The sequence below is a fragment of the Amycolatopsis umgeniensis genome, assembly GCF_014205155.1.
In the GTDB taxonomy this organism is placed as follows: domain Bacteria; phylum Actinomycetota; class Actinomycetes; order Mycobacteriales; family Pseudonocardiaceae; genus Amycolatopsis; species Amycolatopsis umgeniensis.
Genome location: NZ_JACHMX010000001.1, coordinates 2,667,969 through 2,690,281 on the forward strand (window position 1 = coordinate 2,667,969; position 22,313 = coordinate 2,690,281).

The window sequence follows — 22,313 nt, forward strand, 5'->3', positions numbered from 1 at the left end:
ACATTTTCGAGAGCAGTGCTCACTATAGTTACAAGCTCTAACGGACACGACAGGCAATCAGGGAGATCGAGATGAACACGCTGACCGAGGTGGTACTGCCGGGCAAGGTCGAGCCGGAAGGCCTGGAGCTGCGGGAACGCCCGCTTCCCACGCCCGGCCCCGGCCAGGTCCTGATCGCGATGGAGGCGACCGGGGTCTCGTTCGCCGAACAGCAGATGCGCCGCGGCAAGTACTACGACCAGCCGCCGTTCCCCTTCGTGCCCGGCTACGACCTGGTCGGCACGGTGCTGGCCATCGGCGCCGGGGTCGACGGCGCGCTCGCCGGCCGCCGGATCGCCGCGCTGACGAAGGTCGGGAGCTGGGCCAGCCACGTGGTCCTCGACGCCGCCGACGTCGTGCCCGTCCCGGACGGACTCGGTGCCGAGGAGGCCGAGACAGCGGTGGTCAACGGAATCACCGCCTGGCAGATGCTGCACCGGAAGGCCAAGGTGCGCGCCGGGCAGACGATCCTGGTCCACGGCGCGAACGGCGGGGTCGGTTCGCTGCTGGTCCAGCTCGCCACTCAGGCGGGGGTCCAGGTGATCGGCACGGCGTCGAAGCGGCATCACGAAGCGTTGCGGCGCTTGGGAGTCATGCCGATCGACTACCGCACCGAGGACATCTCCGCCCGCGTCCGCGAGCTCGCACCCGAGGGTGTCGATGCCGTGTTCGACCACGTCGGCGGCGCCAGCGTGCCCGCGTCGTGGAAGCTGCTCGCCCGCGGCGGCACGCTCGTTTCCTACGGCAGCGCCGCGACCCGCGACGACGAGGGCTCCAAGCAGTTGCCCGTGCTCAAGATCCTCGCCCGCGTGATGCTGTGGAACAGCCTGCCCAACGGCCGCAGCGCGTACTTCTTCAACGTCTGGGCGGGGCGGTCCTTCGCCAAGAACCGGTTCCGCGCCCGCCTGCGCGCCGATCTCACCCAGGTCTTCGCCGCGTTGAAGGACGGCACGATCACGGCACAGGTCGCGGCGCGGCTGCCGCTGAGCCGGGTCGCGGAAGCGATGCGGCTGGCCGAATCCGGGACGGTCGCGGGCAAGGTGGTGCTCACGCCGTAAGAGTTCGGTAACGCGCTTTCGGCTCCGCACGCGGTTGAATGGCGACATGAAACGCAAGCGGGTGCTCACCGTCGTGGCGGCCGGGCTGGTGGTGGCGGTGGCCGCGGGCCTCTACTGGTTCCAGCCGTGGAAGCTCTGGGTGAACGAGACCGTGCAGGAAGCCCTGCCCGTCGCGCAGACCTCGGCCCAGGTCCCCGAAAGTGCCGCCCCCGCGCCGAAAGAGCCCGCGATCGTGGCGACGGGTGAGTTGATCAGCCACGAACACGCGACCAGCGGCGGTGTCCGGATCCTGCGCGCGGCCGACGGATCGCTGGTGCTGCGCCTGGAGAATCTCGACACGAGCAACGGCCCGGATCTGCGGGTCCTGCTCACCGACGCGCCGGTCCTGCCCGGTAAGGACGGCTGGTTCGTGTTCGACGACGGCGCGCAGGTGAGCGCCGGGAAACTCAAGGGCAACAAGGGAAGCCAGAACTACACCCTGCCCGCGGGCACCGATCTGGCGCGCTATTCGAGTGTGACCATCTGGTGCGACCGGTTCGACGTCTCGTTCGGGGCCGCGGAGTTGACCAAAACGGTTTAGCCGAGCCTGTCCACGGCGTATTCCATCTCCGCGCGGACCGCTCGCAGATCGATTCCGCCGGGATCGATGATCACGGCCACCGCGATCCCCCGCAGTTGCCCCACCAGTGCCGCCGCGTACGCGTCGGGGTCACGGACGCCCGAGATGGAGCCGTCCGCGATCCCGGCGGCGACGGTCTGCGCGATGGCGAACCGGTACCGGCGGTCGGCCTCGGTCATCGCCGACCGCACCGCCGGATCGCCGACGGTCGCGTCCGTCCACAGCACCACGAACGCCCGGTTCAGCGGCGGCATGTCGGTGAGCAGCTCGAAGAAAATGTCCAGCAGCGCGCGCAGCATGTCCATCGGGCTGGGGGTCAGCCCACCCGTCCGGGTGGCGACGGCGGCGCTGAAGGCGTCGGCGAACTTCTCCGCCGCGAACTCGACGAGCCGCTGCACCAGCGTCTCCTTGGAGCCGAACAGCTGGTGGACGACAGCGCTGTGGTAGCCGGTCCTGGCACAGATCATGCCGATCTTGAGCCGGGCGAATCCGCACTCGCCGATCACGCGGGCGGCGGCGTCGAGGATCCGAGTCCTTGCGATCTCCTGGTCGCGCTCGAGCTGGCGCTCCTCCGCAGACGAGTCCACGCCGCGATCCTCCCACGACTTCCGGTTCACCACCCGGCGACGCGGCGTTACGATCCGGGGATGAAGATCGCCTTCGCGGCCGACGACCGGAACGCCACCACGGACGCCGTCCAGGCGTTCCTCGCCGAGGCCGGTCACGAGGTGATCCGCCCGGCGACGTCGGTGCTCTGGCCCGAACTCGGGGCGGCTGTCGGCAAGGCGGTCGCCGACGGCGAGGCCGACTTCGGCGTGGTCATGTGCTGGACCGGGACGGGCACGGCCATCGCGGCCAACAAGGTCCCCGGCGTGCGGGCGGCGCTGGCCTGGGACACCTGGATCGCCGCGGGCGCGCGCAAGTGGAACGACGCCAACGTGCTGGCACTGAGCCTCAAGCGGCTCTCCCCCGACGTGGCCGTCGAAATCACCGAGGTGTTCCTTTCCGGCATCGCGCCGGACGAGGACGAATCGGCGAATATCGCCCGGCTGGGCGAAATGGACGAACCTCGCCGCTAAGGGCACCGAACCAGTGAACGAATAACGCTGTCGAACGTATTAGGCCGTTCGCAGGAAAATCACCACTCTACGTAGCGACACTTCCCATATTGGTCCAGACCACGTACCGTCTCCCGCAACAAAGCGTTCCGCATGGAGGTGGTCGATGAAGACACATCCCCGCCTGCCCGGCTTCGGCCGAGGCAACGCGATGTCGCCGATTTCCCTTTGACGAAATCCTCTCCAAGATCATTTCCTGCACCGGGTTTGTAAGGAGTGAAATGTCAAGAAAAAGATGGCATCTGATCGGTCTGTTCACGGCCGTCGCCGCTTTGGCCGTCGGTCTGGTGACCGTCCCGGCGAGCGCGGCGGGCGGGGTCGGGGCCACGCTGACCAAGGGGTCGGATTGGGGCTCCGGCTGGGAAGGCAAGTACACGATCACCAACAAGTCCGGCTCCAGCCTGACTTCCTGGACCCTCGAGTTCGACCTCGCGGCCGGACACTCGATCGCTTCGCTGTGGGACGGTAGCCACACCGTCTCCGGCCAGCACGTGACGGTCAAGAACACCTGGAACGGCAACGTTCCCAACGGTGGCTCCGTCAGCTTCGGCTTCAACGTCAAGTACTCCGGCACCTACACCGCGCCCGCCAACTGCAAGATCAACGGCGGGTCCTGCGATCCGGGTGGCGGCACCCCGACGACGAGCAACCCGCCGACCACGACCACGTCGAACCCCCCGACGACGACCACCACGAGCAACCCGCCGACGACAACGACTTCGAACCCGAACCCGGGCGCGAAGAAGAACCTCGGCTACTTCGTGCAGTGGGGCGTCTACGGGCGTAACTACCACGTGAAGAACATTCACACTTCCGGTTCCGCGGCGAAGCTGACGCACATCAACTACGCGTTCGGCAACGTCACCAACGGTTCCTGCACGGCGAACGACGACACCTACGCCGACTACGACAAGTTCTACGACGCCGGGTCCAGTGTGGACGGTGTCGCGGACACGTGGGACGCGGGCGCGATCCGCGGTAACTTCAACCAGCTGCGCAAGCTGAAGAAGATGTACCCGGGCCTGAAGGTGCTGTGGTCGTTCGGTGGCTGGACCTGGTCCGGCGGCTTCGGCCAGGCGTCGAAGAACCCGACCGCTTTCGCGGAATCCTGCTACAAGCTGATCAAGGACCCGCGCTGGGCCGACGTCTTCGACGGCATCGACATCGACTGGGAGTACCCGAACGCCTGCGGTCTCACCTGTGACACCAGCGGCCCCGCCGCCATCAAGAACGTGGCACAGGCGCTGCGGACCAAGTTCGGTTCCTCGTTCCTGGTCACCGCCGCGATCACCGCGGACGCCAGCAGCGGCGGCAAGCTCGACGTCGCCGACTACGGTCCCGCGTCGGCGTACTTCGACTGGTACAACGTCATGACGTACGACTTCTTCGGCGCGTGGGCGGCGCAGGGTCCGACGGCCCCGCACTCCCCGCTGACCGCGTACCCCGGCATCCCGCAGCAGGGCTTCAACTCCGACGAGGCCATCCAGAAGCTCAAGAACAAGGGCGTTCCGGCGAACAAGCTGTTGCTGGGTATCGGTTTCTACGGCCGAGGCTGGACCGGCGTCACGCAGGACGCCCCGGGCGGCACCGCGACCGGCGCGGCACCGGGCACGTACGAAGCGGGCATCGAGGACTACAAGGTCCTGAAGAACTCCTGCCCGTCGACGGGCACTATCGCGGGCACCGCGTACGCGAAGTGCGGCAACAACTGGTGGAGCTACGACACTCCCGCGACCATCAACTCGAAGATGGGCTGGACCAAGAACCAGGGTCTCGGCGGCGCGTTCTTCTGGGAGCTCAGTGGTGACACCGGAAACGGTGAACTGGTCACGGCCATGCGCAATGGCCTGAACTGAGAGGTTTGAGAAGTGGCTAAGCGGATTTGGATCCAGGCCGTCGGCCTGGCCGCCGCTGCCGCAACGGCCGGCGCGGTCCTCGTGATCGCGCCGGCCTCCGCGGCCGGCGGCGTCGGCGCCGCCTTCAGCAAGGGTTCCGATTGGGGCTCCGGCTGGGAAGGCAAATACACGATCAGCAACAACTCGGGATCGAGCCTTCCCACGTGGACGGTCGAATTCGACCTCCCCGCGGGACATTCGATCGCTTCGCTGTGGGACGGCAGTTATTCGGCCTCCGGCCAGCACGTGACGGTGAAGAACAGCTGGAACGGCAACCTCGGCAACGGGGGCAGCACCAGTTTCGGGTTCAACGTCAAGTACTCCGGGAGTTATGTCGCCCCGGCGAACTGCAAGATCAACGGCGGCTCGTGCGATCCGGGCGGCGGCGGTCCCACCACGACGCCGACCACGACCACCTCCTCGCCGACGACCACCACGTCGACGTCGAACCCGCCCACGACGACCACGAGCAACCCGCCGCTGCCCGGCGGCCGTGGCGCGCCGTATCTGTACATGGGCTGGGGCAGCCCGCCGAACCCGCAGACGGTCATGAACGCGACCGGGATCAAGTGGTTCACGATGGCGTTCATCCTGTCGTCCGGTGGGTGCAACCCCGCTTGGGACGGCAGCCGCCCGCTGCAGGGTGGCGTCGACGCGAACGCGATCGCGCAGATCAAGGCCGCGGGCGGGCAGATCGTGCCGTCCTTCGGCGGGTGGAGCGGCAACAAGCTCGGCCCGAACTGCTCGACGCCGGAAGCGCTCGCCGGGGCCTACCAGAAGGTGATCGACGCCTACGGTCTCAAGGCGATCGACATCGACATCGAGAACACCGACGAGTTCGAGAACGCGACCGTGCAGGATCGTGTCCTGAACGCGCTGAAGATCGTGAAGGCGAACAACCCCGGTATCCAGACCATCCTCACCTTCGGCACGACGACCAGCGGCCCGAACTCCTGGGGCAACCGGCTCATCGACCAGTCGAAGGCGCTGAACGCCGGTGTCGACGTCTACACGATCATGCCGTTCGACTTCGGTGGCGGCGCGGACATGTACGGGAACACCATCAAGGCCGCGAACGGCCTGCGGGACAAGCTGAAGTCGACGTTCGGCTGGAACGACGCCACGGCGTACAGCCACCTGGGCATCAGCGGGATGAACGGCCTTTCGGACCAGCAGGAACTGACGAGTCTCGACGCCTGGACCAAGATCACCAACTGGTCCAAGACGAACAAGACCGCCAGGCTCGCGTTCTGGTCGGCCAACCGTGACCGCCCCTGCCCCGGTGGCGGTGTCGCCGAGAACTGCAGTGGCATCGCACAGAACGACTGGGACTTCACGCGGATCACCGCGGGCTTCTGACGTCCCTTGCGCGGGGGCTGAAGGGGCCCATACCCGCATGGCACGCGGCGAAGGGAGCTTTCGCCACGTCAGATGCGGGGAAAGTCCCCTTCAGCCCCTGGACCCCTGAACTGCGGGCCCGCACCGAAGCTGCACGGTGCGGGCCCGCTCCATACCCGGCTTCCCCCATGCATTTAGTCCTCTGGATGCGGTCCTTGCACACGCAACGATCACACTCAGAGGACTAAATGCGTAGGCCTCAAGCGCGTGAAGGCCCCCTTCCCTCGGCTGAGCCGAGGGAAGGGGGCCTTCACGCGGGGCCTGTCAGCGGCAAGCGAGCCCGCACCGCGAGGCGCGCCTCAAGCGCAATCAGTCCTCTGGATGCGGTCCTTGCACACGCAAGTACCGCATCCAGAGGACTAAACGCGGATCAGGGCAGGGCGTTCAGGAACGGCTCGTGAGCGTTCTGGAACTCCCAGCCGTAGTACCGGTCCCAGTTGATCGACCACGTCATCAGCCCGCGCAGCGCGGGCGAAGCACCGCCGCGCAACGTGTAAGACCCGCAGTCGGAGTTCTTCACCAGGCAGTTCAGCGCCGAATGCACCGCGGCGGGCGCGGTGTGCCCGTTGCCCGCGCTCACCGCGGCCGGGAGGCCGAACGCGATCTGGTCCTCACGCAGCCCCGGGAACCGGAAGCCGGTCGAGGACACCGTGAATCCCGCCTTGATCATGTCGGTCATCGCGATGTGGAAATCCGCGCCGCCCATGAAGTGGTACTGGTTGTCCAGGCCCATCACCGGTCCGGAGTTGTAGTCCTGGACGTGCAGCACGGTCAGCGCGTCCCGCATCGCGTGGATGACCGGCAGGTAGGATCCCGTCCGGTTGTCCGCGCCGCCGAGCCCGCCGTAGTACTGGTACCCGGTCTGCACGAAGAACGTCTCCGGCGCCATCGTCAGCACGAATCCCGCACCGTACTTGGCTTTCAGTGTCTTCAGCGCCGAAATGAGATTGACGATCACCGGCGTGGTTGGGTTGCGGAAGTCGTTGTCGCCGGAGTTGAGGTACAGCGAGTGTCCCTCGAAGTCGATGTCGAGCCCGTTCAGACCGTAGCGGTCGATGATCGCGGAGACCGAACTGACGAAGGCGTCGCGCGCGGCGGTCGTGGTGAGCTGGACCTGGCCGTTCTGACCGCCGATGGAGATCAGGACCTTCTTGCCCTGCGCCTGCTTCGCGCGGATCGCGGCGATGAAGTCCGCGTCGCTTTCCACGGTCGGGCAGTCCGCCACCGGGCAGCGCGTGAACCGGATGTCGCCCGACGTCACCGAAGTCGGCTCACCGAAGGCGAGGTTGACGATGTCCCAAGCCGCCGGGACGTCGGCCATCCGCGTGTAACCGGACCCGTTGGCGAAACTCGCGTGCAGGTAGCCGATCAGGGCGTGCTTCGGCAGGCCGGTGTCGACGCAACCGCCGGTCGTGGCGCCCGCCTCCGCGCTCTTCGGCGATTCACCCGCGCTGTTGTACGCGGCCACCGAATAGCTGTGTGAAGAACAGGCGGTCAGTCCCGGGATCGTCGCCGCGGTCCCGGTCACCGTCGCGACCACGTTCCCGCCTTCGTACACGCGGTACCCCGTCACCGTGCCGGCCGAGGCTCCCCACGAGAGCGCGATCGACGAGTTCGTCACCGTGCCCACGGCCGGATTCCCCGGTGCCGGAGGCGCTCCCGGCGTGCCGCCGCCCGGCCCGTCGAGGCTGATGTCGTCCGCGTAGAAGGTGCCCGAGCCGTACCAGCCGTGGACGTACACCTCCGCCGTCGTCTGTGTGGCCGAAGTCGTGAACGAAAGCGAAAGCTGCGTGTAGGAGGTCGCGGCGGTCCAGGTCGACGGCCCGCCCGTGACCCCGAGGTACACCGGGTTCCCGTTCACCCAGGCGGACACCGCGTAGGTCGTGTTCGGCTTGACGGACACCGTCTGTGCGCACTTGCCGGTCGTCGAGCCGGGCGTGACCGAAACGGCGTAACCGCCCGAACGGACCGGCGTGGACACGGCCGCGCCCGCCGCGCACGACCAGCCGGACGTCGAACCCGCTTCGAAGCCGGGGTTGAGGAGCAGGTTGGCCGCGTTCGCGATGCCTCCGCCCGTTGTCAGCCCGGCGAAGGTGAGCACCAAAACGGCCAGAAAAGCCAGGGATCTGGAACGCCTCATCGCGATTCCTCCGTACGAAGGGCGGCCTGCCGCCGCGCTGGGCTAATTGTCTAGACCAATCCATCGAAAGTCCATAGCCGGACGGCACCAGGGTCCAAAGGCCCGACTACTCCGGGCTCCTTTACCGGTGTGACGCGCGAACGCGCTCCGTAACGTCGGACGGGCCAAAGAGGGCTGGGGGCTTTCGGGAGGTGGGGATGATGGGAATGGACAGGTACACACCGAGAACGGCCCATCCGGCGTGATGGCCGTGGCCGAAGCCGTGCGCCCCGTCTACGTGCCCCGGCCCGGAGAGCCGGACGGCGAAACGATCCGCGCGGCGATCAGCGGCGACCAGCGGGCTGTCGGGACCCTGCTGACGCTTCTCCGGCCGATCGTGTTCCGGTACTGCGCGGGCAGGCTGGGCGGAACGACACGTGGCATCTCCAACGCCGAGGACTGCGCGCAGGAGGTCCTGATGGCCGTCCTGGTCGCGCTACCGCGCTACAGCTACCAGGACAACAGCTTCCTGCCGTACGTCTTCGGGATCGCCTCGCACAAGGTGGCCGACGTCCGCCGGAACCTCGCCCGCGACCCGTCCGCGCCGGTCCCCGATCCGGAGCCCGAACAGGACGGCCCGTGGAACCCGACGTTCGAAGAGGTCGAGAAGGCGGATCGCGGCCGCAGATTGTCCCGGCTTTTCAAGGTCCTTTCGGCGAAGCAGCGAGACGTTCTGGTGCTGCGCGTGATCCTCGGATTCAGCGCCGAGGAGACCGCCGTCGCACTGGGCATGGCGAGCGCGGGCGCTGTCCGCGTCACCCAGCACCGGGCGCTCAACGAACTGCGCCGGGTGCTGCGCGACGACCCCGGGTTCGCCGACGGGCTCACGATCTTCTAGGAAGTGGGCTTGCGGCGTTGGGTGGCGTAGACGGCGGCGGCGGTGCGGCGTTCGAAGCCCAGTTTGTGCAGCAGGGAGGACACGTAGTTTTTGACCGTCTTCTCCGCCAGGTAGAGCTTTTCCGCGATCTGGCGGTTGGTCAGCCCGTCGGCGATGTGGTCGAGCACCCGCCGCTCCTGCGGGCTCAGCTGTTCGTATCGCGGGTCCGGGAGGTCGCTCTCGCCGCGCAGGCGGTTCATCACCGAAGCCGTCAGCGTGCTGTCCAGGAGCGATCCGCCCCCGGCGACCGTGCGGACGGCCTTGACGAGCGCGCCACCGGAGACCTGCTTGAGCATGTACCCGGCCGCGCCGGCCATGATCGCGCCGAACAGCGCGTCGTCGTCCGAATAGGACGTCAGCATCAGGCACGCGGGCGGCGGATCGACGGAAGCCCGGATCTCCCGGCAGACGCTGACCCCCTCACCGTCCGGCAGCCGGACGTCGAGCACCGCGACCTGCGGTTTGACCGCGGGGATCCGCACGAAGGCCTCGGCGGCCGTGGACGCCTCGCCGACCACCTTCAGATCGTCCTCGGCCTCGAAAACGGTCTTCAACCCGGTGCGGACGAGTTCGTGATCGTCCAGCAGGAACACCGAAATCGTCATCCCACACTCCCCTGTCGGGCCGGCAGTTCCACCGACCAGTCGAGCCTCGTCCCGCCTTCCGGCCTCGCTTCGACGCTGAACGACCCGCTCCAGCGGGCCGCGCGTTCGGCGAGGTTCGCCACGCCGCTGCGATGACCGGGTTCGACGGGCATGCCGACGCCGTCGTCCACCACCGAAAGTTTCAGCCACCGCCCGTCTCGGTCGACCGAGACGTCGACGGACACCGTCGTCGCCGCCGCGTGCCTGACCACATTGGACAGTGCTTCGCGCAGGGTCGCGATGAGATCCGAGCGGACCGTGTCCGGCACGGTCGAGTCCAGCGGACCGTCGAAGCCGACCCGGGGTTCGGCCGCGCAGCCCGCGTCGAGCGCGACACGCAGCAACTCCGACCGGAGGCTGCCCTGCGCCTCCGCCGGTTCCTGCAACGAAAAGATGCTGTTGCGGATCTCGCGGATCGTGCGGTCGATCTCGTGCGCGAAACCGGTCACGCGGTCGGCGACGGCGGGCTCGGCCGAGAGTTTGCCGAGCCCCTCGAGGCCGAGCCCGATCGCGAACAGTCGCTGGATCACCAGATCGTGCAAGTCGCGGGCGATCCGGTCACGGTCCTCGAAGACGGCGAGCCGTTGCCTGTCCTGTTGCGCGCGGGCGAATTCGACCGCGAGCGCGGCGTGCGCGGCGAAGGTCTCGGCGAGCTGGACGTCGTAAGCGGAGAACGGGGTCTTGTCGCGGAATTTCGCCACCAGCAGCACGCCGAGTTTCTCGTCGCCGACGATCAGCGGGACGGCCACCGTGGAATCGAGGTCCTTGATCGCCGCGGGCATCACGGCACCGCGCTCCCCCTGGTATTCGACCACCTTTTCGCCGTAGTCCCGGACCACGACGGGTTTGCCGGTGGTGAAGGCCATCCCGGTCGCGGTTCCCTCGGTCGGCACGGCGATCCCGGCGAGCCGGTCCGCGTCCGGCCCCGGCGGCTCGACGATCTCGAAGACCAGGTGGCCGTCGCCGCGGGGACGGGCCACCGCGCCCGTCGTACCGCCTGCCACGACACGGGCGCGTTCGGCGATCAGGCGCAGGGTCGCCGTCAGATCCTGGTCGGTCAGGAGCGCGCCGGTGACGTGATAGGAGGCTTCGAGCCAGCGTTCGCGCCGCTGCACCTGGTCGAACAGCGCGGCGTTCTCGATCACCACACCGGCCGCCGCGGTCAGCGCGACGAGCAGGTCTTCCTCGGCTTCGGTGAACTCTTCACCGTCCGGCTTGTGGGCGAGGTACAGCATCCCGAAGATGCGCCCGCGCACGCGGATGGGCATCACGCGGGACTCGTCCTCGGACGGCGGTGTGCGCCACGCGTCGCCGAAGCGGATGAATTCGTCCGAATCGAGCACGCTCAGCGCCCCGAACGGCGCACCGGTCAGCTCGCAGGCGGATTCGACCATCCGCCGCAGGACGTCGGAGAGGCTGAGATCGTGGGCGATCCCGGCCACCGCGTCCAGGATCCTGGGCGCCTTGGCGTCACCCGCCGCACTCACCCGCCGCACTGGCGTCACCGTCCCGGAGTAACTCCCCGGGCAGTGGGGTCAGGAATGACAAACGCGCCCGGATCGCTCATCTGGTGCGTCGATCACGGACAGTGCTTCGTTACTGCACACGGCGAGGATCCTTCGTCCGGTCACCGACTCGATCGGGATCCGGAGGTAACGGGAGTCCGTTCGCCCAGTCCAGCAGCCCAGCGGCAGGGCCGCGAGCTCGGCGATCACGATCGGGTCACGCACCTCGGAGGCGCGGCCGAGGACGGTGACGTACCAACCGGTTCCCAGATCCGCGGCGAACTCGTCGACGGCGAACGCCACCACGCTGTCGAGCACTCCGGCGAACAGCGCGCTCTGTGACGGCGTCCGGACCACGATCGCGCCGTGGTGCAGCGCGAACCGCGACGGCTGGATCGCCGGCAGGGCCCGGGAGGTGAACACCACCCGGCCCAGCCCGGAACCCGCGAGCAGCGCCAGGCACTGCTCGCGGTCGAGCATCTCGAGACCCAAGGAGTCAGACATCGGCATCCCCGCGTTCTCGTCGTGTACTTCGTCGAGATCCACGGTCCCTCCCCGACCGACTCGCCGGTAGGGCCGATGGACCCGGCCCCTGCGGGGGATGCCGGGCTTACGCCTTGGGCGACAGCAGGACCACGGGGATCTCCCGCTCGGTCTTGGTCTGGTACTGCGCGTAGTTCTTGTAGTCCGCGGTGATCTTCGGCCACAGCCGGGCGCGCAGTTCGGTGTCGGCGATGCTCGCGACCATCGGCCGTGCGGTCTCGCCCTTCAGGGTGACCTGGACGTCGGGGTTGTCGCGGAGGTTGAGGAACCAGGCCGGGTGCTGGTCGTCGCCACCGCGGGACGCGACGATGACGTACGCGTCGCCCTCGCGCAGCGGCGAGGTCAGCAGGACGGTTCGCGGCTGGCCGGATTTGCGGCCGATGGTGGTCAGTTCCAGGACGGTCATCCCGGCGACCTGCCAGCCGGCGCGGCCGCCGCTGACCTTCTGGATGACGCGATGGACGGCGTTCATGGTCTTCAAGGCGAAATCACTGGGCATGCGGAGAAGGCTACTCCGCTTTCATCGCGACTTCGATTCCGTCCAGGAGAACGGTCAGCGACAGCTCGAAAGCCTCCCTCGCCTCCTGCTCCAGGTAGGAAACCGTCTCGTCCTCCATCCGGAACGCGTGCTCACCCTCCAACCAGGTCAGCGTCGGGAAACGTTCGCCGAAGTCCGGCGAGACCTCCTTCAGGTGCGCGGACCGCGAGTACCACCACTCGTCATCAGACTGGCCTGTCGCCTTCTCGGCCAGCCTCGACTCCGAAGCCGTCCTCGCCGGCTCTCGCACACACGAGTACAGCGCGCTGATCAGCCGCCTCAGCACCACCGGGGGCAGTCCGGTGCGGCGCAGGATCTTCACGAGCGCCTCCAGTACGACGTATTCGTTCGGCCCCAGCACCGGCCGCGCCTGCGAGACCTGCAGAACCCAGGGATGCCGCAGATAGAAGCTCCAGAGATCCTCGGCCCAGCGCGTGGCGTCGTCCCGCCAGCCGTCCCCGTCGTAGGCGGCCGAGAGTTCGGCGAGCGCCTCGTCGTACATGAGATCGAGCAGTTCGCTCTTGCTCGGGACATAGGTGTAGAGCGCCATGGCCGTGCGGCCGAGCTTGTCGCCGACGGCGCGCATCGAAAGGCCCGCCATGCCCTCGGCGTCCGCGATCGCGATGGCCGTTTCGACGATCAGGGCCACCGAAAGTCCCGGCTTGGGGCCAGGGCGCTCGACATCCGGCGACTCGGTCCGCCACAGCAGGACCATCGACCGCCGAGGATCTCCCTGAGCCGCGAAGACGACCACTTGCCACTCCTTACAGCATAAAGTAACCTCTGCTACCCTCACTTTACAGGCTAAAGAGTTCCAACCAGGGGAGAGCCATGCCTTCGGCCGCCGACAGCCACGACATGATCCAGGTCCGCGGAGCCAGAGAGAACAACCTCACCGACGTCTCGGTCGACATCCCCAAGCGCCGCCTCACCGTCTTCACCGGTGTTTCCGGCTCCGGGAAGTCGTCCTTGGTGTTCGGCACCATCGCCGCGGAGTCGCAGCGGCTGATCAACGAGACCTACACGGCGTTCATCCAGTCCTTCATGGCCCCGGTCGGACGGCCGGACGTGGACGCGCTGCGGAACCTGAGCGCCGCGATCGTCGTCGACCAGGAGCGGATGGGGGCCAACTCCCGCTCCACGGTCGGCACCGCGACCGACGCGCACACCATGCTGCGGATCGTCTTCAGCAGGCTGGGACAGCCGCACATCGGGACGTCGGGGGCGTTCAGCTTCAACCTTCCCGAGGGGATGTGCCCCGACTGCGAGGGGCTGGGGAAGGTCTCCACGATCGACATCGACCAGCTCGTCGACAAGGAGCTTTCGCTCGACGAAGGGGCGATCACCGTCCCGAACTTCGCGCCGGGGTCCTGGTACTGGAAGGGACTGGCGGAAGCGGGTTTCGTCGATCCGGCGGTCAAGCTGAAGGACTACACCCCGCAGCAGTGGGAAGACTTCATGCACAAACCCGCCACGAAGATGAAGATGGGCGGGATCAACACGAACTACGAGGGCCTGCTGGTGAAGGTCCAGCGGCTGTTCCTGGCGAAGGACAAGGAAGCGACGCAGCCGCACATCCGGGCCTTCGTGGACAGGGCGATCACCTTCCGGCGGTGCCCGGCGTGCGACGGCGCCCGGCTCAACCAGGCGGCGCTGTCGTCGAAGATCGACGGGCTGAACATCGCCGACTGCTCGTCGATGCAGATCAACGACCTGGCCGACTTCCTCCGCAAGATCGACGACCCGTCGGTCGGCCCGCTGATGCAGACCCTGCGCGGCACGCTCGACTCGCTCGTGGAGATCGGCCTCGGCTACCTGAGCCTCGACCGCGAATCCGGGACGCTTTCGGGTGGTGAGGCGCAGCGCGTGAAGATGGTGCGGCACCTGGGTTCCAGCCTCACCGACGTCACCTACGTCTTCGACGAGCCGACAGTCGGGCTGCACCCGCACGACATCCAGCGGATGAACGGCCTCCTGCTCCTCTTGAAGGACAAGGGCAACACGGTGCTCGTCGTCGAGCACAAACCGGAGACGATCGAGATCGCCGACCACGTCGTCGATCTCGGCCCGGGCGCCGGTCCGAACGGCGGGCAGCTCTGCTTCACCGGCGACGTCGCGGGCCTGCGGGCGTCCGGCACGCTCACCGGACGGCACCTCGACCACCGGGCACGGCTGCGGACCGAGGTCCGCGTGCCCACCGGGCAGCTCGAGATCCGGAACGCGACCCGGCACAACCTCAAGGACGTCAGCGTCGACATCCCGCTCGGGGTGCTGACCGTGGTCACCGGGGTCGCCGGTTCGGGCAAGAGTTCACTCATCCACGGCTCACTGTCCACAAGGGACGACGTGGTGGTGCTCGACCAGTCGGCCATCCGCGGCTCACGGCGGAGCAATCCGGCGACCTACACCGGCCTCCTCGACCCGATCCGCACCGCGTTCGCCAAGGCCAACGGCGTCAAGGCGGCCCTGTTCAGCGCGAACTCCGAAGGCGCGTGCCCGAAATGCAAGGGCATCGGGCTGATCTACACCGATCTGGCGATGATGGCCGGGGTCGCGACGGTCTGCGAAGAGTGCGAGGGCAAGCGGTTCACCGCCGAGGTGCTGACCTACCAGTTGCGGGGCAAGAACATCAGCGAAGTCCTCGCGATGCCTGTCGCCGAGGCGCGCGAGTTCTTCCCCTCGGGGCAGGCCCGGACGATCCTGGACCGGCTTTCCGACGTCGGCTTGGGTTATCTCGGGCTCGGGCAGCCGCTCACCACGCTGTCCGGCGGGGAACGGCAGCGGATCAAACTGGCCATCCGGATGGCGGAGAAGTCGGCGACCTACGTCCTCGACGAGCCGACGACCGGACTGCACCTCGCCGACGTCGACCAGTTGCTGGGGCTACTGGACAGGCTGGTCGACGACGGCAACACGGTGGTGGTCATCGAGCACCACCAGGCCGTGATGGCACACGCCGACTGGATCGTCGACCTCGGCCCGGGCGCCGGTGTCGACGGCGGCGAGGTCGTCTTCACCGGGACACCCGCCGACCTGGTCGCCGCCGGTGACACCCTCACGGCGCAGCACTTGCGTGCGTACGTGGGCCAGTAGCGCGCCCGGCGTCCACAGGCGACACTTCCGCTCCTTTGGCACCGGCGCGGCCTGGTGGTTCGGTGGTGTCGCGAAAGCCACTTTCGCAACCTTGAAGGTTGCGAAAGTGGCTTTCGCAACACCCCAAACATCCTGTGTGGACAGTCGAGTCACAGCACCCGGGAGCGCCCACGAACCGCTTCACGAGCAGCGACCGCACCGACAAGCCCCAGCACCCCCAGTGCGAGTACCGAAGTCACCGTCTCGACTGGCGAAGCCGCCAGCGGCGAAACCCCGGTCACCGATTCGAGCCCCACCACCGCGGTCAGCACGGCGTAAGCACCGATCGCCACCCATACCAGCCGCACGCGCCGCCGTTCCGTCCAGTCCGCGAACCGCAGCAGCCAGGCGAGTCCTGGCACGATGAGGATCGCGTGCATCGCCACCGCGTGCAGCGGCTTCAGCGCGCCGGCGGTGGTGTACGCGACCTGAGGGTTCCCGCTCCGCGCCTCGACGACGCCGCTCGCGATCATGGCCGCCCCCGCGCCGAGCGCCACCAGCAGCGCGACGAGTCCGAACCGCACCGCGAGCCGCATGCTCGGCGTCGTCTCCCCTTCGCCGCGCATCGCCGCGGCCGTGAACGAGACCGCCGTCAGGATGATGACGCCGCCGCCCGCCGCGAGCGTCGTCGACACCGCGTTGTCGAAGCCTGTCTCGAAGTTGAAATGCGACGGCACCCCGCGCCAGGCCTGCATGCTCACCAGCACCGTCTCGACGACGCTCGCCGCGATGAAGACGCCGAGCAGCACGTTCCGCACACGCGGCCGCACCGCCACGTACGACGTCGCCCAAGCGACTGTCGCCAGCGTCAGCCCGAACGACAAGCCGAAGGTTACCGCCTTCCGCATCGACAGCGGTCCGGTCCACGAACCGCCGGACGCGATCAGCACGACAGCGTGCACGACACCGCTCAGGAACAAGAGCGTCCCGGTCAGGTAAGCGACGCGCTCGATCCGCCGTAACTCCTTCATGTCGAGAGTGTCTTCCGGGACGCCGTGAAAAGCGTCGGCCGTGAAGCGACATCTCGCGTACGTCCGTTTACGTACCTGAGAGCCCCTCAGCGAGGACCGCGGTAGAGACCGATGGTCTGTTAGTCTGGCCGACATCATGCCCCGCATCCTTGTCCGCGTCGCCGCGCTGATCGCCGTTCTCGCCCTCCTCTTCGGTTTGCCGTGGTGGACGATCGTCGGCTCCCCCGAACTCCCGTCCGCGCTCGAAGTCCTCGGCACGATCGTGTTCGCCGTCGCGGCGATCGCCGTACCCGCGTGCATGGTCCTGGGCCACGGCCCGTGGCAGCGCGACCTCGCGGCGAAGATCGGCGACCTCTCCCTCGGGCTGATCTGGCTGCTGTTCTCCATGTCGGTACTCGGAAACGTGCTGCGGCTCGTGCTCGAGGTGTCCGGAGTGGACAGTGCGGCGGAAATCGTGTCCGGCGTCGTCGTGGCGGCCTTCGCGGTGCTGGCGGCGTACGGGATGGTCGAAGCGCGGCGCGTTCCGAGGCTCAAGGAACTCGACGTCGTGATCCCCCGGCTCGGCGCCGGTCTCGACGGGCTCCGCTTCGCGATCATCACCGACACCCACTTCGGCCCGCTGAACCGGACGAAGTGGTCGGAGAAGGTCGTCGAGGTGGTGAACGAACTCGACGCCGACGTCGTGGCCCACGCGGGCGACCTCGCCGACGGTTCCGTCGCCAAACGCGCACGGCAGGTCGCACCGCTCGGGAAGGTGCGCGCGAAACTCGGCAAGTTCTACATCACCGGCAACCACGAGTACTTCGGCGAGGCGCAGGCCTGGCTCGACCACATGCGCGACCTCGGCTGGGAACCGCTGCACAACCGCCACCTGCCCGTCCGGCAAGGCGGGGACACGCTCGTCTTCGCCGGGATCGACGATCCGACAGGCGCCGCCTCCGGCCTGCCGGGACACGGCCCCGACCTTCCCGCCGCACTCGACGGCGTCGCCGCGAGCACCCCGGTCGTCCTGCTCGCGCACCAGCCGAAGCAGGTCAAGCAAGCCGCCGAGGCGGGGATCGACCTCCAGATCTCCGGGCACACGCACGGCGGCCAGATCTGGCCGTTCCATCTCCTGGTCCGGCTCGATCAGCCCGTCCTGGCCGGACTTTCGCGCCACGGCGAGCGCACGCAGCTCTACACGAGCCGCGGCACCGGCTTCTGGGGACCGCCGCTGCGCGTCTTCGCGCCGAGCGAGATCACCCTCCTGACCTTGCGAAACAGCAAGTAGTCCGCTGGATGCGACGCCTTCGGGGTCGCATCCAGGCATTACCGACAATTTTTTTTGTCTTGACAACTGGAGTGTTCGGGGCGAGAGTAGGCGCAACGAACCGCCCGCTCCGAAAGGCCGAGACGATGACCATCGCCGCCACCCGAACCCCGCTCGCGATCCCGACCCGCGCCTTGCTCGCCTGCGGCGCGGTCTCGGGTCCGCTGTACTTCCTGACCTCGTTCACGCAGGCCGCCGTCCGTGACGGTTTCGACCTGACGAAGCACCCCGCGAGCATGCTGAGCAACGGCGACGCCGGCTGGATCCAGGTGACGAACTTCCTGGTCACCGGGGTCCTGATGATCGCGGGAGCGATCGGCCTGAGCCGGACGCTCGAGCCGGGCAGAGGCAGCACGTGGGGACCACGGTTACTGGGCACCTTCGGCGTCAGCCTGCTTTTCGCGGCGGTTTTCAAGGCCGACCCCGGCAATGGCTTCCCCGTCGGCACCGGCCAGGCCACCGTCAGCACCGCGGGCGTCCTGCATATGGCCGCCGGTTCGGTCGGCTTCCTCTCGCTGATCGTGGCGACCTTCGTGTTCGCGAGCCGCTTCTCCCGTGAGGGCCACCGCGGCTGGGCCGTCTACTCCCGCGCCACCGGTGTCGCGTTCTTCGCCTCGTTCGCCGGGATCAGCTCCGGCAACGCGAACGCCGTCGTGATGCTCGCCTTCTGGGCCGCCGTGCTGCTGGCCTGGGGCTGGGTCACCGCCGTCATCGTCCGTTCCGCTCGCTAGCCCGATCGAGGAGAATCCCTGTCATGAGCACCGTGACCTCGCAAGACGGCACCACCATCGCCTACACCCGCACCGGCTCCGGCCCCGCCGTCATCCTGGTCGACGGCGCGATGTGCCACCGCGAGTTCGGTCCGGCCACCCCGCTGGCCACCGAACTGGCGCCGCATTTCACCGTCTACACCTACGACCGGCGTGGCCGCGGCGAAAGCGGTGACACCGAACCGTTCTCCGTCGCCCGCGAAGTCGAGGACATCGCCGCGCTGATCAAGGAAGCGGGCGGGACAGCCCTCGTCTACGGGATCTCGTCCGGCGCCGCGCTCGCCCTCGAAGCCGCGAAAGCCGGACTCCCGATCACGAAACTGGCGGTCTACGAATTCCCGCTGGTCGTCGACGACACTCGCCCGCCGGTGCCGTCCGACTACACCGAACGGCTGGAGAAGGCCATCGCCACCGGACGGCCCGGCACCGCGATCAAGACCTTCATGCGCGAAGGCGTCCGCGTCCCGGCGCCGGTCGTGTTCATGATGCAGCTCATGCCCGCGTGGCCGAAGCTGAAGAAAGTCGCGCCGACCCTGCGCTACGACGCCGCGCTGTTCGACGGCCTGCACGACGGCACCCCGCTGCCCGAGGGCCGCTGGGCGGGCGTCTCCGTGCCGACGCTGGTCATGGACGGAGGCAAGAGCCCCGCCTGGATCCGCAACGGCGTCGCCGCGCTGGCGAAGGCCGTCCCCGGCGCCGAACACCGCACCATCGAGGGCCAGACGCATATGCTCAAGCCGAAGGCGGTGGCCCCGGTACTGATCGACTACTTCACCGGCTGACGGAGCGGTCATGCGGATCGAACTGAGCGAAGGCGACCTCACCGAACAGCGGGTCGACGTCGTGGTGAACGCCGCGAACTCGTCCCTGCTCGGCGGAGGCGGGGTGGACGGCGCGATCCACCGCCGCGGCGGGCCGGACATCCTCACCGAATGCCGGGCTCTGCGCGCGGGGCACTACGGCAAGGGCCTGAAAACCGGAGAGGCGGTCGCCACCACGGCGGGCCGCCTTCCGGCGCGCTGGGTGGTGCACACCGTCGGACCGGTGTGGTCGGATTCCGAAGACCGTTCCCCGTTGCTCGCGGCCTGCCACCGCAACTCGCTGCACGTCGCCGCCGACCTCGGCGCGCATACCGTCGCGTTCCCCGCGATCTCGACCGGGATCTTCCGGTGGCCGATCGAATCGGCCGCGGAGATCGCCCTCGAGACCGTGCTGAGCACCCTCGCGGCCGGGTCCAGTTCCGTCGAGGTGGTGCGGTTCGTGTTGTTCGAGAAAGCGAGCTACGACGTGTTCCGGGAGCAGGCGGACGCGCTCGGCATTCCCGCGGTCGGGCGGTTCACGTGACCGATGGGACGACACGTGTCGTCCATCCAGTCACGCGAGTCGTCCATCCAATCACGCGAAAGTACCGGCTCGGCTCACGAGCCCGCCTAGACACCCGCGGGCGAACTCCCCCTCTGCACCACTTCCCGCGCCGCCCCGCTCCCGTCCGCCGGAACCGCCCAGATCCCCGACTCGAGCCCGTACGCGACGGTCCGGTCGTCGAGCCACGCCGCCTGGTCGTCCACGCTCCGCGTCTCGGCCAGCAAGGTCTCCCGGCCGGAAGCCAGATCGAGTACCGCCAGCCGCCACGGCGCAGCGAGATCGGCGGAAACCCGCTTCTTGAAGGCGATCCGCTTCCCGTCCGGCGAAAGTGACGGGCATTCGACGTTCTCCCGGATCATGTTCGCGCTGAACTTCTCGTAATCCGCCTCGACGAGGTAGGTCTTCCCCTTCGTCCCCACGGTCGCGTAGAACTTCTTGCCGTCGGCCGCGAAGGTGATCCCCCAATAGTTCACGTCGGACGAGTAGTACTGCTTGCCATCGAGGAACAGCGCCATCTCCTCGACGCTCTTCAGCAGTTGCCCGCTCGACAGGTCGAGGATCCCGGCCCTGGTCGAAAACCCTGTCTCCGCATAGGAATCACCGTTGACGAACAGCGTCCAGTAGACGAGCCTGCCGTCCGGCGAGACCCGGCCCCGGCTGGGTGTGCCGGGCAGTTCGACGCGGCGGATCTCGTTGAGGTCCTTGTCCAGCACGATGACGTCGGTCACCGGCGGCAGCACACCGGGTTGCGCGGCCAGGCAGAGCGCCGTTCCCGCGGAGGCGGCGAATCGGTCGCAGCTGAGGCCCGCCACCTTTCGCGGCTGGCCGGGCGAGTCCGCCGGAACCGTGGCGAGATGCCCGAAGTCGGGGCCTTCGGCGGTGTTGCGGAACAGCAGCTGCCCCTTGGCCTGCACCGAAACCGGCTGACCCGAAACCACGGCCACGGCGTTGACGCCCGGCCCGCGGTCCCGCGAGTAGAGCCCGTAGCCGACGGCCGCCGCGATCAGGACGACGACAGCCGCCACCACACCCAGTATCCGTGTTTTCATGCGTATGTCCTCAGTGGACGGAGTACGGCGGCCGCGACGATCACGACCACCAGCGCGCCGGCGGCGACCAAGACCGCGGCGTGCAGGTCCCACGCGGTCCATGCGAGTCCGAAAAGGACGGACGCGAACATCCGCGTCGTCGCCTGGCCGGTCTGCACCAGTGCCAGTCCGCTCGCCCGCTGATGCTCGGGCAGCAGCGGCCCGGCGGCGGCCATCAGGACACCGTCGGTGGCGGCGTAGAAGACACCGTGCAGCACGAGCGCCAGCACCGCGAGCACCCCGCCGTCCACCGGTCCGAGCAGCGCCAGCAGCGCGACGACCAGCGCGACGTGCCCGCCGAGGAACACCTTCCAGCGGCCGACCCGGTCCGAAAGCCTGCCGAGCGGGACGGCGAGCAGCAGGTACACACCGGCGGTTCCCAGTGGCAGCAGGGGGAAGAACACCGCGCCGAGATCCCATCGGCGCTGCAGGACGAGGTAGAGGAACGAGTCGCTGAGGGTGACCAGGCCCAGCAGGGCCGCCCAGACGCAGATCCGGCGGAACGACGCCTGCCGGATCAGGCCCGCGGTCTCCCGCAACGAGACCTTGTGCCTTTCGGCCCTCGGCTTCGGCTGGTGGTCCTTGACCAGGACCAGCAGGATGATCACGCCGATCGCGGCGATACAGAAACTCGTGAAGAACACCGAGTCGTAGCTGCCGAGGCTGAGCCACAGCACGGCCATCGCGACCAGCGGGCCGAGGAACGCGCCGAAGGTGTCCATCGCCCGGTGCACGCCGAACGCGCGGCCGAGGTGCTCGGGGTCGCTGCTCAACGTGATCAGCGCGTCCCGCGGCGCGGTCCGGACGCCCTTGCCGGTGCGGTCGGCCGCGAGGACCGCGCCGATCGCGACGGTGGACGAACCCGCCAGCATCAGGCCGATCTTGCCCAGCGCGGAAAGGCCGTAACCGAAGCAGGCCACCGCTTTGAGCCGCTGCCACCGGTCCGCGAGATGCCCGCCGACGAGCCGGACCAGCGCGGTGACACCGGAATAGAGACCGTCGAGCACGCCGAACTGCAGCGGGCTCAGGCCCAGACCGAGGACGAGGTAGAGCGGGAGTACCGCGGTCACCATCTCCGACGAGATGTCGGTGACCAGGCTGACCAGGCCGAGCGCGACGACGTTCCCGGTGACGGCCCGCTTCATGCCGCTCTTCGGTACTTCCGCCGCGGTGTCCGCTCCCCTGGCGGTGGCGATGTACATGGAGACCTCCTACGCCGCGAGGAGGTGCCGGGTCGCGGTGCACACGGCCGCGACCCGGCACCT

The 22,313-nt window shown here is 68.1% G+C and carries 21 protein-coding genes; 11 read left to right on the forward strand and 10 right to left on the reverse strand.

Going from position 1 to position 22,313, the window contains the following annotated elements; genetic code table 11:
• Positions 1–71 precede the first annotated feature (71 nt).
• Together HDA45_RS12035 and HDA45_RS12040 are read left to right on the forward strand one after the other, a co-directional pair.
• Entirely contained in the window at positions 72–1,097 is a 1,026-nt protein-coding gene (locus HDA45_RS12035) for a medium chain dehydrogenase/reductase family protein (protein WP_184894705.1), read from the forward strand.
• Between the two features lie 46 nt (positions 1,098–1,143).
• Positions 1,144–1,677 (forward strand): DM13 domain-containing protein, encoded by a 534-nt coding sequence (locus HDA45_RS12040; protein ID WP_184894707.1) that lies wholly within the window; start codon positions 1,144–1,146, stop codon positions 1,675–1,677.
• On the opposite strand, the gene HDA45_RS12045 is transcribed toward HDA45_RS12040, so the two are convergent.
• A complete protein-coding gene (locus HDA45_RS12045; RefSeq protein WP_184894709.1) occupies positions 1,674–2,303 on the reverse strand; it encodes a TetR family transcriptional regulator C-terminal domain-containing protein in 630 nt (209 codons plus the stop codon). The genes HDA45_RS12040 and HDA45_RS12045 overlap by 4 nt on opposite strands.
• A gap of 60 nt (positions 2,304–2,363) precedes the next feature.
• Here HDA45_RS12045 and HDA45_RS12050 point away from each other — a divergent pair, with 60 nt between their 5' ends.
• The 3 genes from HDA45_RS12050 (at position 2,364) to HDA45_RS12060 (ending at position 6,088) form a co-directional block, all read left to right on the forward strand.
• A complete protein-coding gene (locus tag HDA45_RS12050; RefSeq protein ID WP_184894711.1) occupies positions 2,364–2,795 on the forward strand; it encodes an RpiB/LacA/LacB family sugar-phosphate isomerase in 432 nt (143 codons plus the stop codon).
• A gap of 260 nt (positions 2,796–3,055) precedes the next feature.
• Complete coding sequence (locus HDA45_RS12055) at positions 3,056–4,690, forward strand: glycosyl hydrolase family 18 protein (protein WP_184894714.1); 1,635 nt, start codon at positions 3,056–3,058, stop codon at positions 4,688–4,690.
• A 12-nt stretch (positions 4,691–4,702) separates the two neighbouring features.
• Positions 4,703–6,088, forward strand: a complete 1,386-nt coding sequence (locus HDA45_RS12060) for a cellulose binding domain-containing protein (RefSeq protein WP_184894715.1) — start codon at positions 4,703–4,705, stop codon at positions 6,086–6,088.
• 409 nt (positions 6,089–6,497) lie between these two features.
• Here HDA45_RS12060 and HDA45_RS12065 read toward each other — a convergent pair whose 3' ends face one another.
• Positions 6,498–8,267: a chitinase gene (locus HDA45_RS12065; RefSeq protein ID WP_184894717.1), complete on the reverse strand. Its 1,770-nt coding sequence runs from the start codon at positions 8,265–8,267 to the stop codon at positions 6,498–6,500.
• A gap of 244 nt (positions 8,268–8,511) precedes the next feature.
• On the opposite strand from HDA45_RS12065, the gene HDA45_RS12070 reads away from it, so the two are divergent.
• A complete protein-coding gene (locus tag HDA45_RS12070) occupies positions 8,512–9,144 on the forward strand; it encodes a sigma-70 family RNA polymerase sigma factor (protein WP_184894719.1) in 633 nt (210 codons plus the stop codon).
• Here HDA45_RS12070 and HDA45_RS12075 read toward each other — a convergent pair.
• The 5 genes from HDA45_RS12075 to HDA45_RS12095 all read right to left on the reverse strand — a co-directional run bounded on the left by HDA45_RS12075 (position 9,141) and on the right by HDA45_RS12095 (position 13,167).
• Positions 9,141–9,788 (reverse strand): response regulator, encoded by a 648-nt coding sequence (locus HDA45_RS12075; protein ID WP_184894721.1) that lies wholly within the window; start codon positions 9,786–9,788, stop codon positions 9,141–9,143. The genes HDA45_RS12070 and HDA45_RS12075 overlap by 4 nt on opposite strands.
• The gene (locus HDA45_RS12080; protein WP_184894723.1) at positions 9,785–11,332 is read right to left on the reverse strand and encodes a GAF domain-containing protein; all 1,548 of its coding nucleotides are present in this window, start codon (positions 11,330–11,332) and stop codon (positions 9,785–9,787) included. Before HDA45_RS12080 ends, HDA45_RS12075 begins: the two co-directional genes overlap by 4 nt.
• 30 nt (positions 11,333–11,362) lie before the next feature.
• On the reverse strand, positions 11,363–11,842 hold the full coding sequence (locus HDA45_RS12085; RefSeq protein WP_184905532.1) for a pyridoxamine 5'-phosphate oxidase family protein: 480 nt from the start codon (positions 11,840–11,842) through the stop codon (positions 11,363–11,365).
• A 100-nt stretch (positions 11,843–11,942) separates the two neighbouring features.
• On the reverse strand, positions 11,943–12,374 hold the full coding sequence (locus HDA45_RS12090; protein WP_184894725.1) for a nitroreductase family deazaflavin-dependent oxidoreductase: 432 nt from the start codon (positions 12,372–12,374) through the stop codon (positions 11,943–11,945).
• Positions 12,375–12,384: 10 nt separating this feature from the next.
• Entirely contained in the window at positions 12,385–13,167 is a 783-nt protein-coding gene (locus tag HDA45_RS12095; RefSeq protein WP_184894727.1) for a TetR/AcrR family transcriptional regulator C-terminal domain-containing protein, read from the reverse strand.
• A 77-nt stretch (positions 13,168–13,244) separates the two neighbouring features.
• Here HDA45_RS12095 and HDA45_RS12100 point away from each other — a divergent pair, with 77 nt between their 5' ends.
• Entirely contained in the window at positions 13,245–15,506 is a 2,262-nt protein-coding gene (locus tag HDA45_RS12100) for an ATP-binding cassette domain-containing protein (protein WP_184894729.1), read from the forward strand.
• A 149-nt stretch (positions 15,507–15,655) separates the two neighbouring features.
• Here HDA45_RS12100 and HDA45_RS12105 read toward each other — a convergent pair whose 3' ends face one another.
• Positions 15,656–16,516: a hypothetical protein gene (locus HDA45_RS12105; protein WP_184894731.1), complete on the reverse strand. Its 861-nt coding sequence runs from the start codon at positions 16,514–16,516 to the stop codon at positions 15,656–15,658.
• Between the two features lie 136 nt (positions 16,517–16,652).
• On the opposite strand from HDA45_RS12105, the gene HDA45_RS12110 reads away from it, so the two are divergent.
• From HDA45_RS12110 to HDA45_RS12125, 4 genes are all read left to right on the forward strand, one after another.
• The gene (locus HDA45_RS12110; RefSeq protein WP_184894733.1) at positions 16,653–17,786 is read left to right on the forward strand and encodes a metallophosphoesterase; all 1,134 of its coding nucleotides are present in this window, start codon (positions 16,653–16,655) and stop codon (positions 17,784–17,786) included.
• Between the two features lie 125 nt (positions 17,787–17,911).
• Complete coding sequence (locus tag HDA45_RS12115) at positions 17,912–18,556, forward strand: DUF998 domain-containing protein (RefSeq protein WP_184894735.1); 645 nt, start codon at positions 17,912–17,914, stop codon at positions 18,554–18,556.
• A 23-nt stretch (positions 18,557–18,579) separates the two neighbouring features.
• Entirely contained in the window at positions 18,580–19,377 is a 798-nt protein-coding gene (locus tag HDA45_RS12120) for an alpha/beta fold hydrolase (RefSeq protein ID WP_184894737.1), read from the forward strand.
• 10 nt (positions 19,378–19,387) lie between these two features.
• Positions 19,388–19,939 (forward strand): O-acetyl-ADP-ribose deacetylase, encoded by a 552-nt coding sequence (locus HDA45_RS12125; RefSeq protein WP_184894739.1) that lies wholly within the window; start codon positions 19,388–19,390, stop codon positions 19,937–19,939.
• Positions 19,940–20,025: 86 nt separating this feature from the next.
• On the opposite strand, the gene HDA45_RS12130 is transcribed toward HDA45_RS12125, so the two are convergent.
• A complete protein-coding gene (locus HDA45_RS12130) occupies positions 20,026–21,009 on the reverse strand; it encodes a TolB family protein (RefSeq protein ID WP_184894741.1) in 984 nt (327 codons plus the stop codon).
• The gene (locus HDA45_RS12135) at positions 21,006–22,250 is read right to left on the reverse strand and encodes an MFS transporter (protein ID WP_184894743.1); all 1,245 of its coding nucleotides are present in this window, start codon (positions 22,248–22,250) and stop codon (positions 21,006–21,008) included. The genes HDA45_RS12130 and HDA45_RS12135 overlap by 4 nt, the downstream gene beginning before the upstream one ends.
• Between the last annotated feature and the right edge of the window lie 63 nt (positions 22,251–22,313).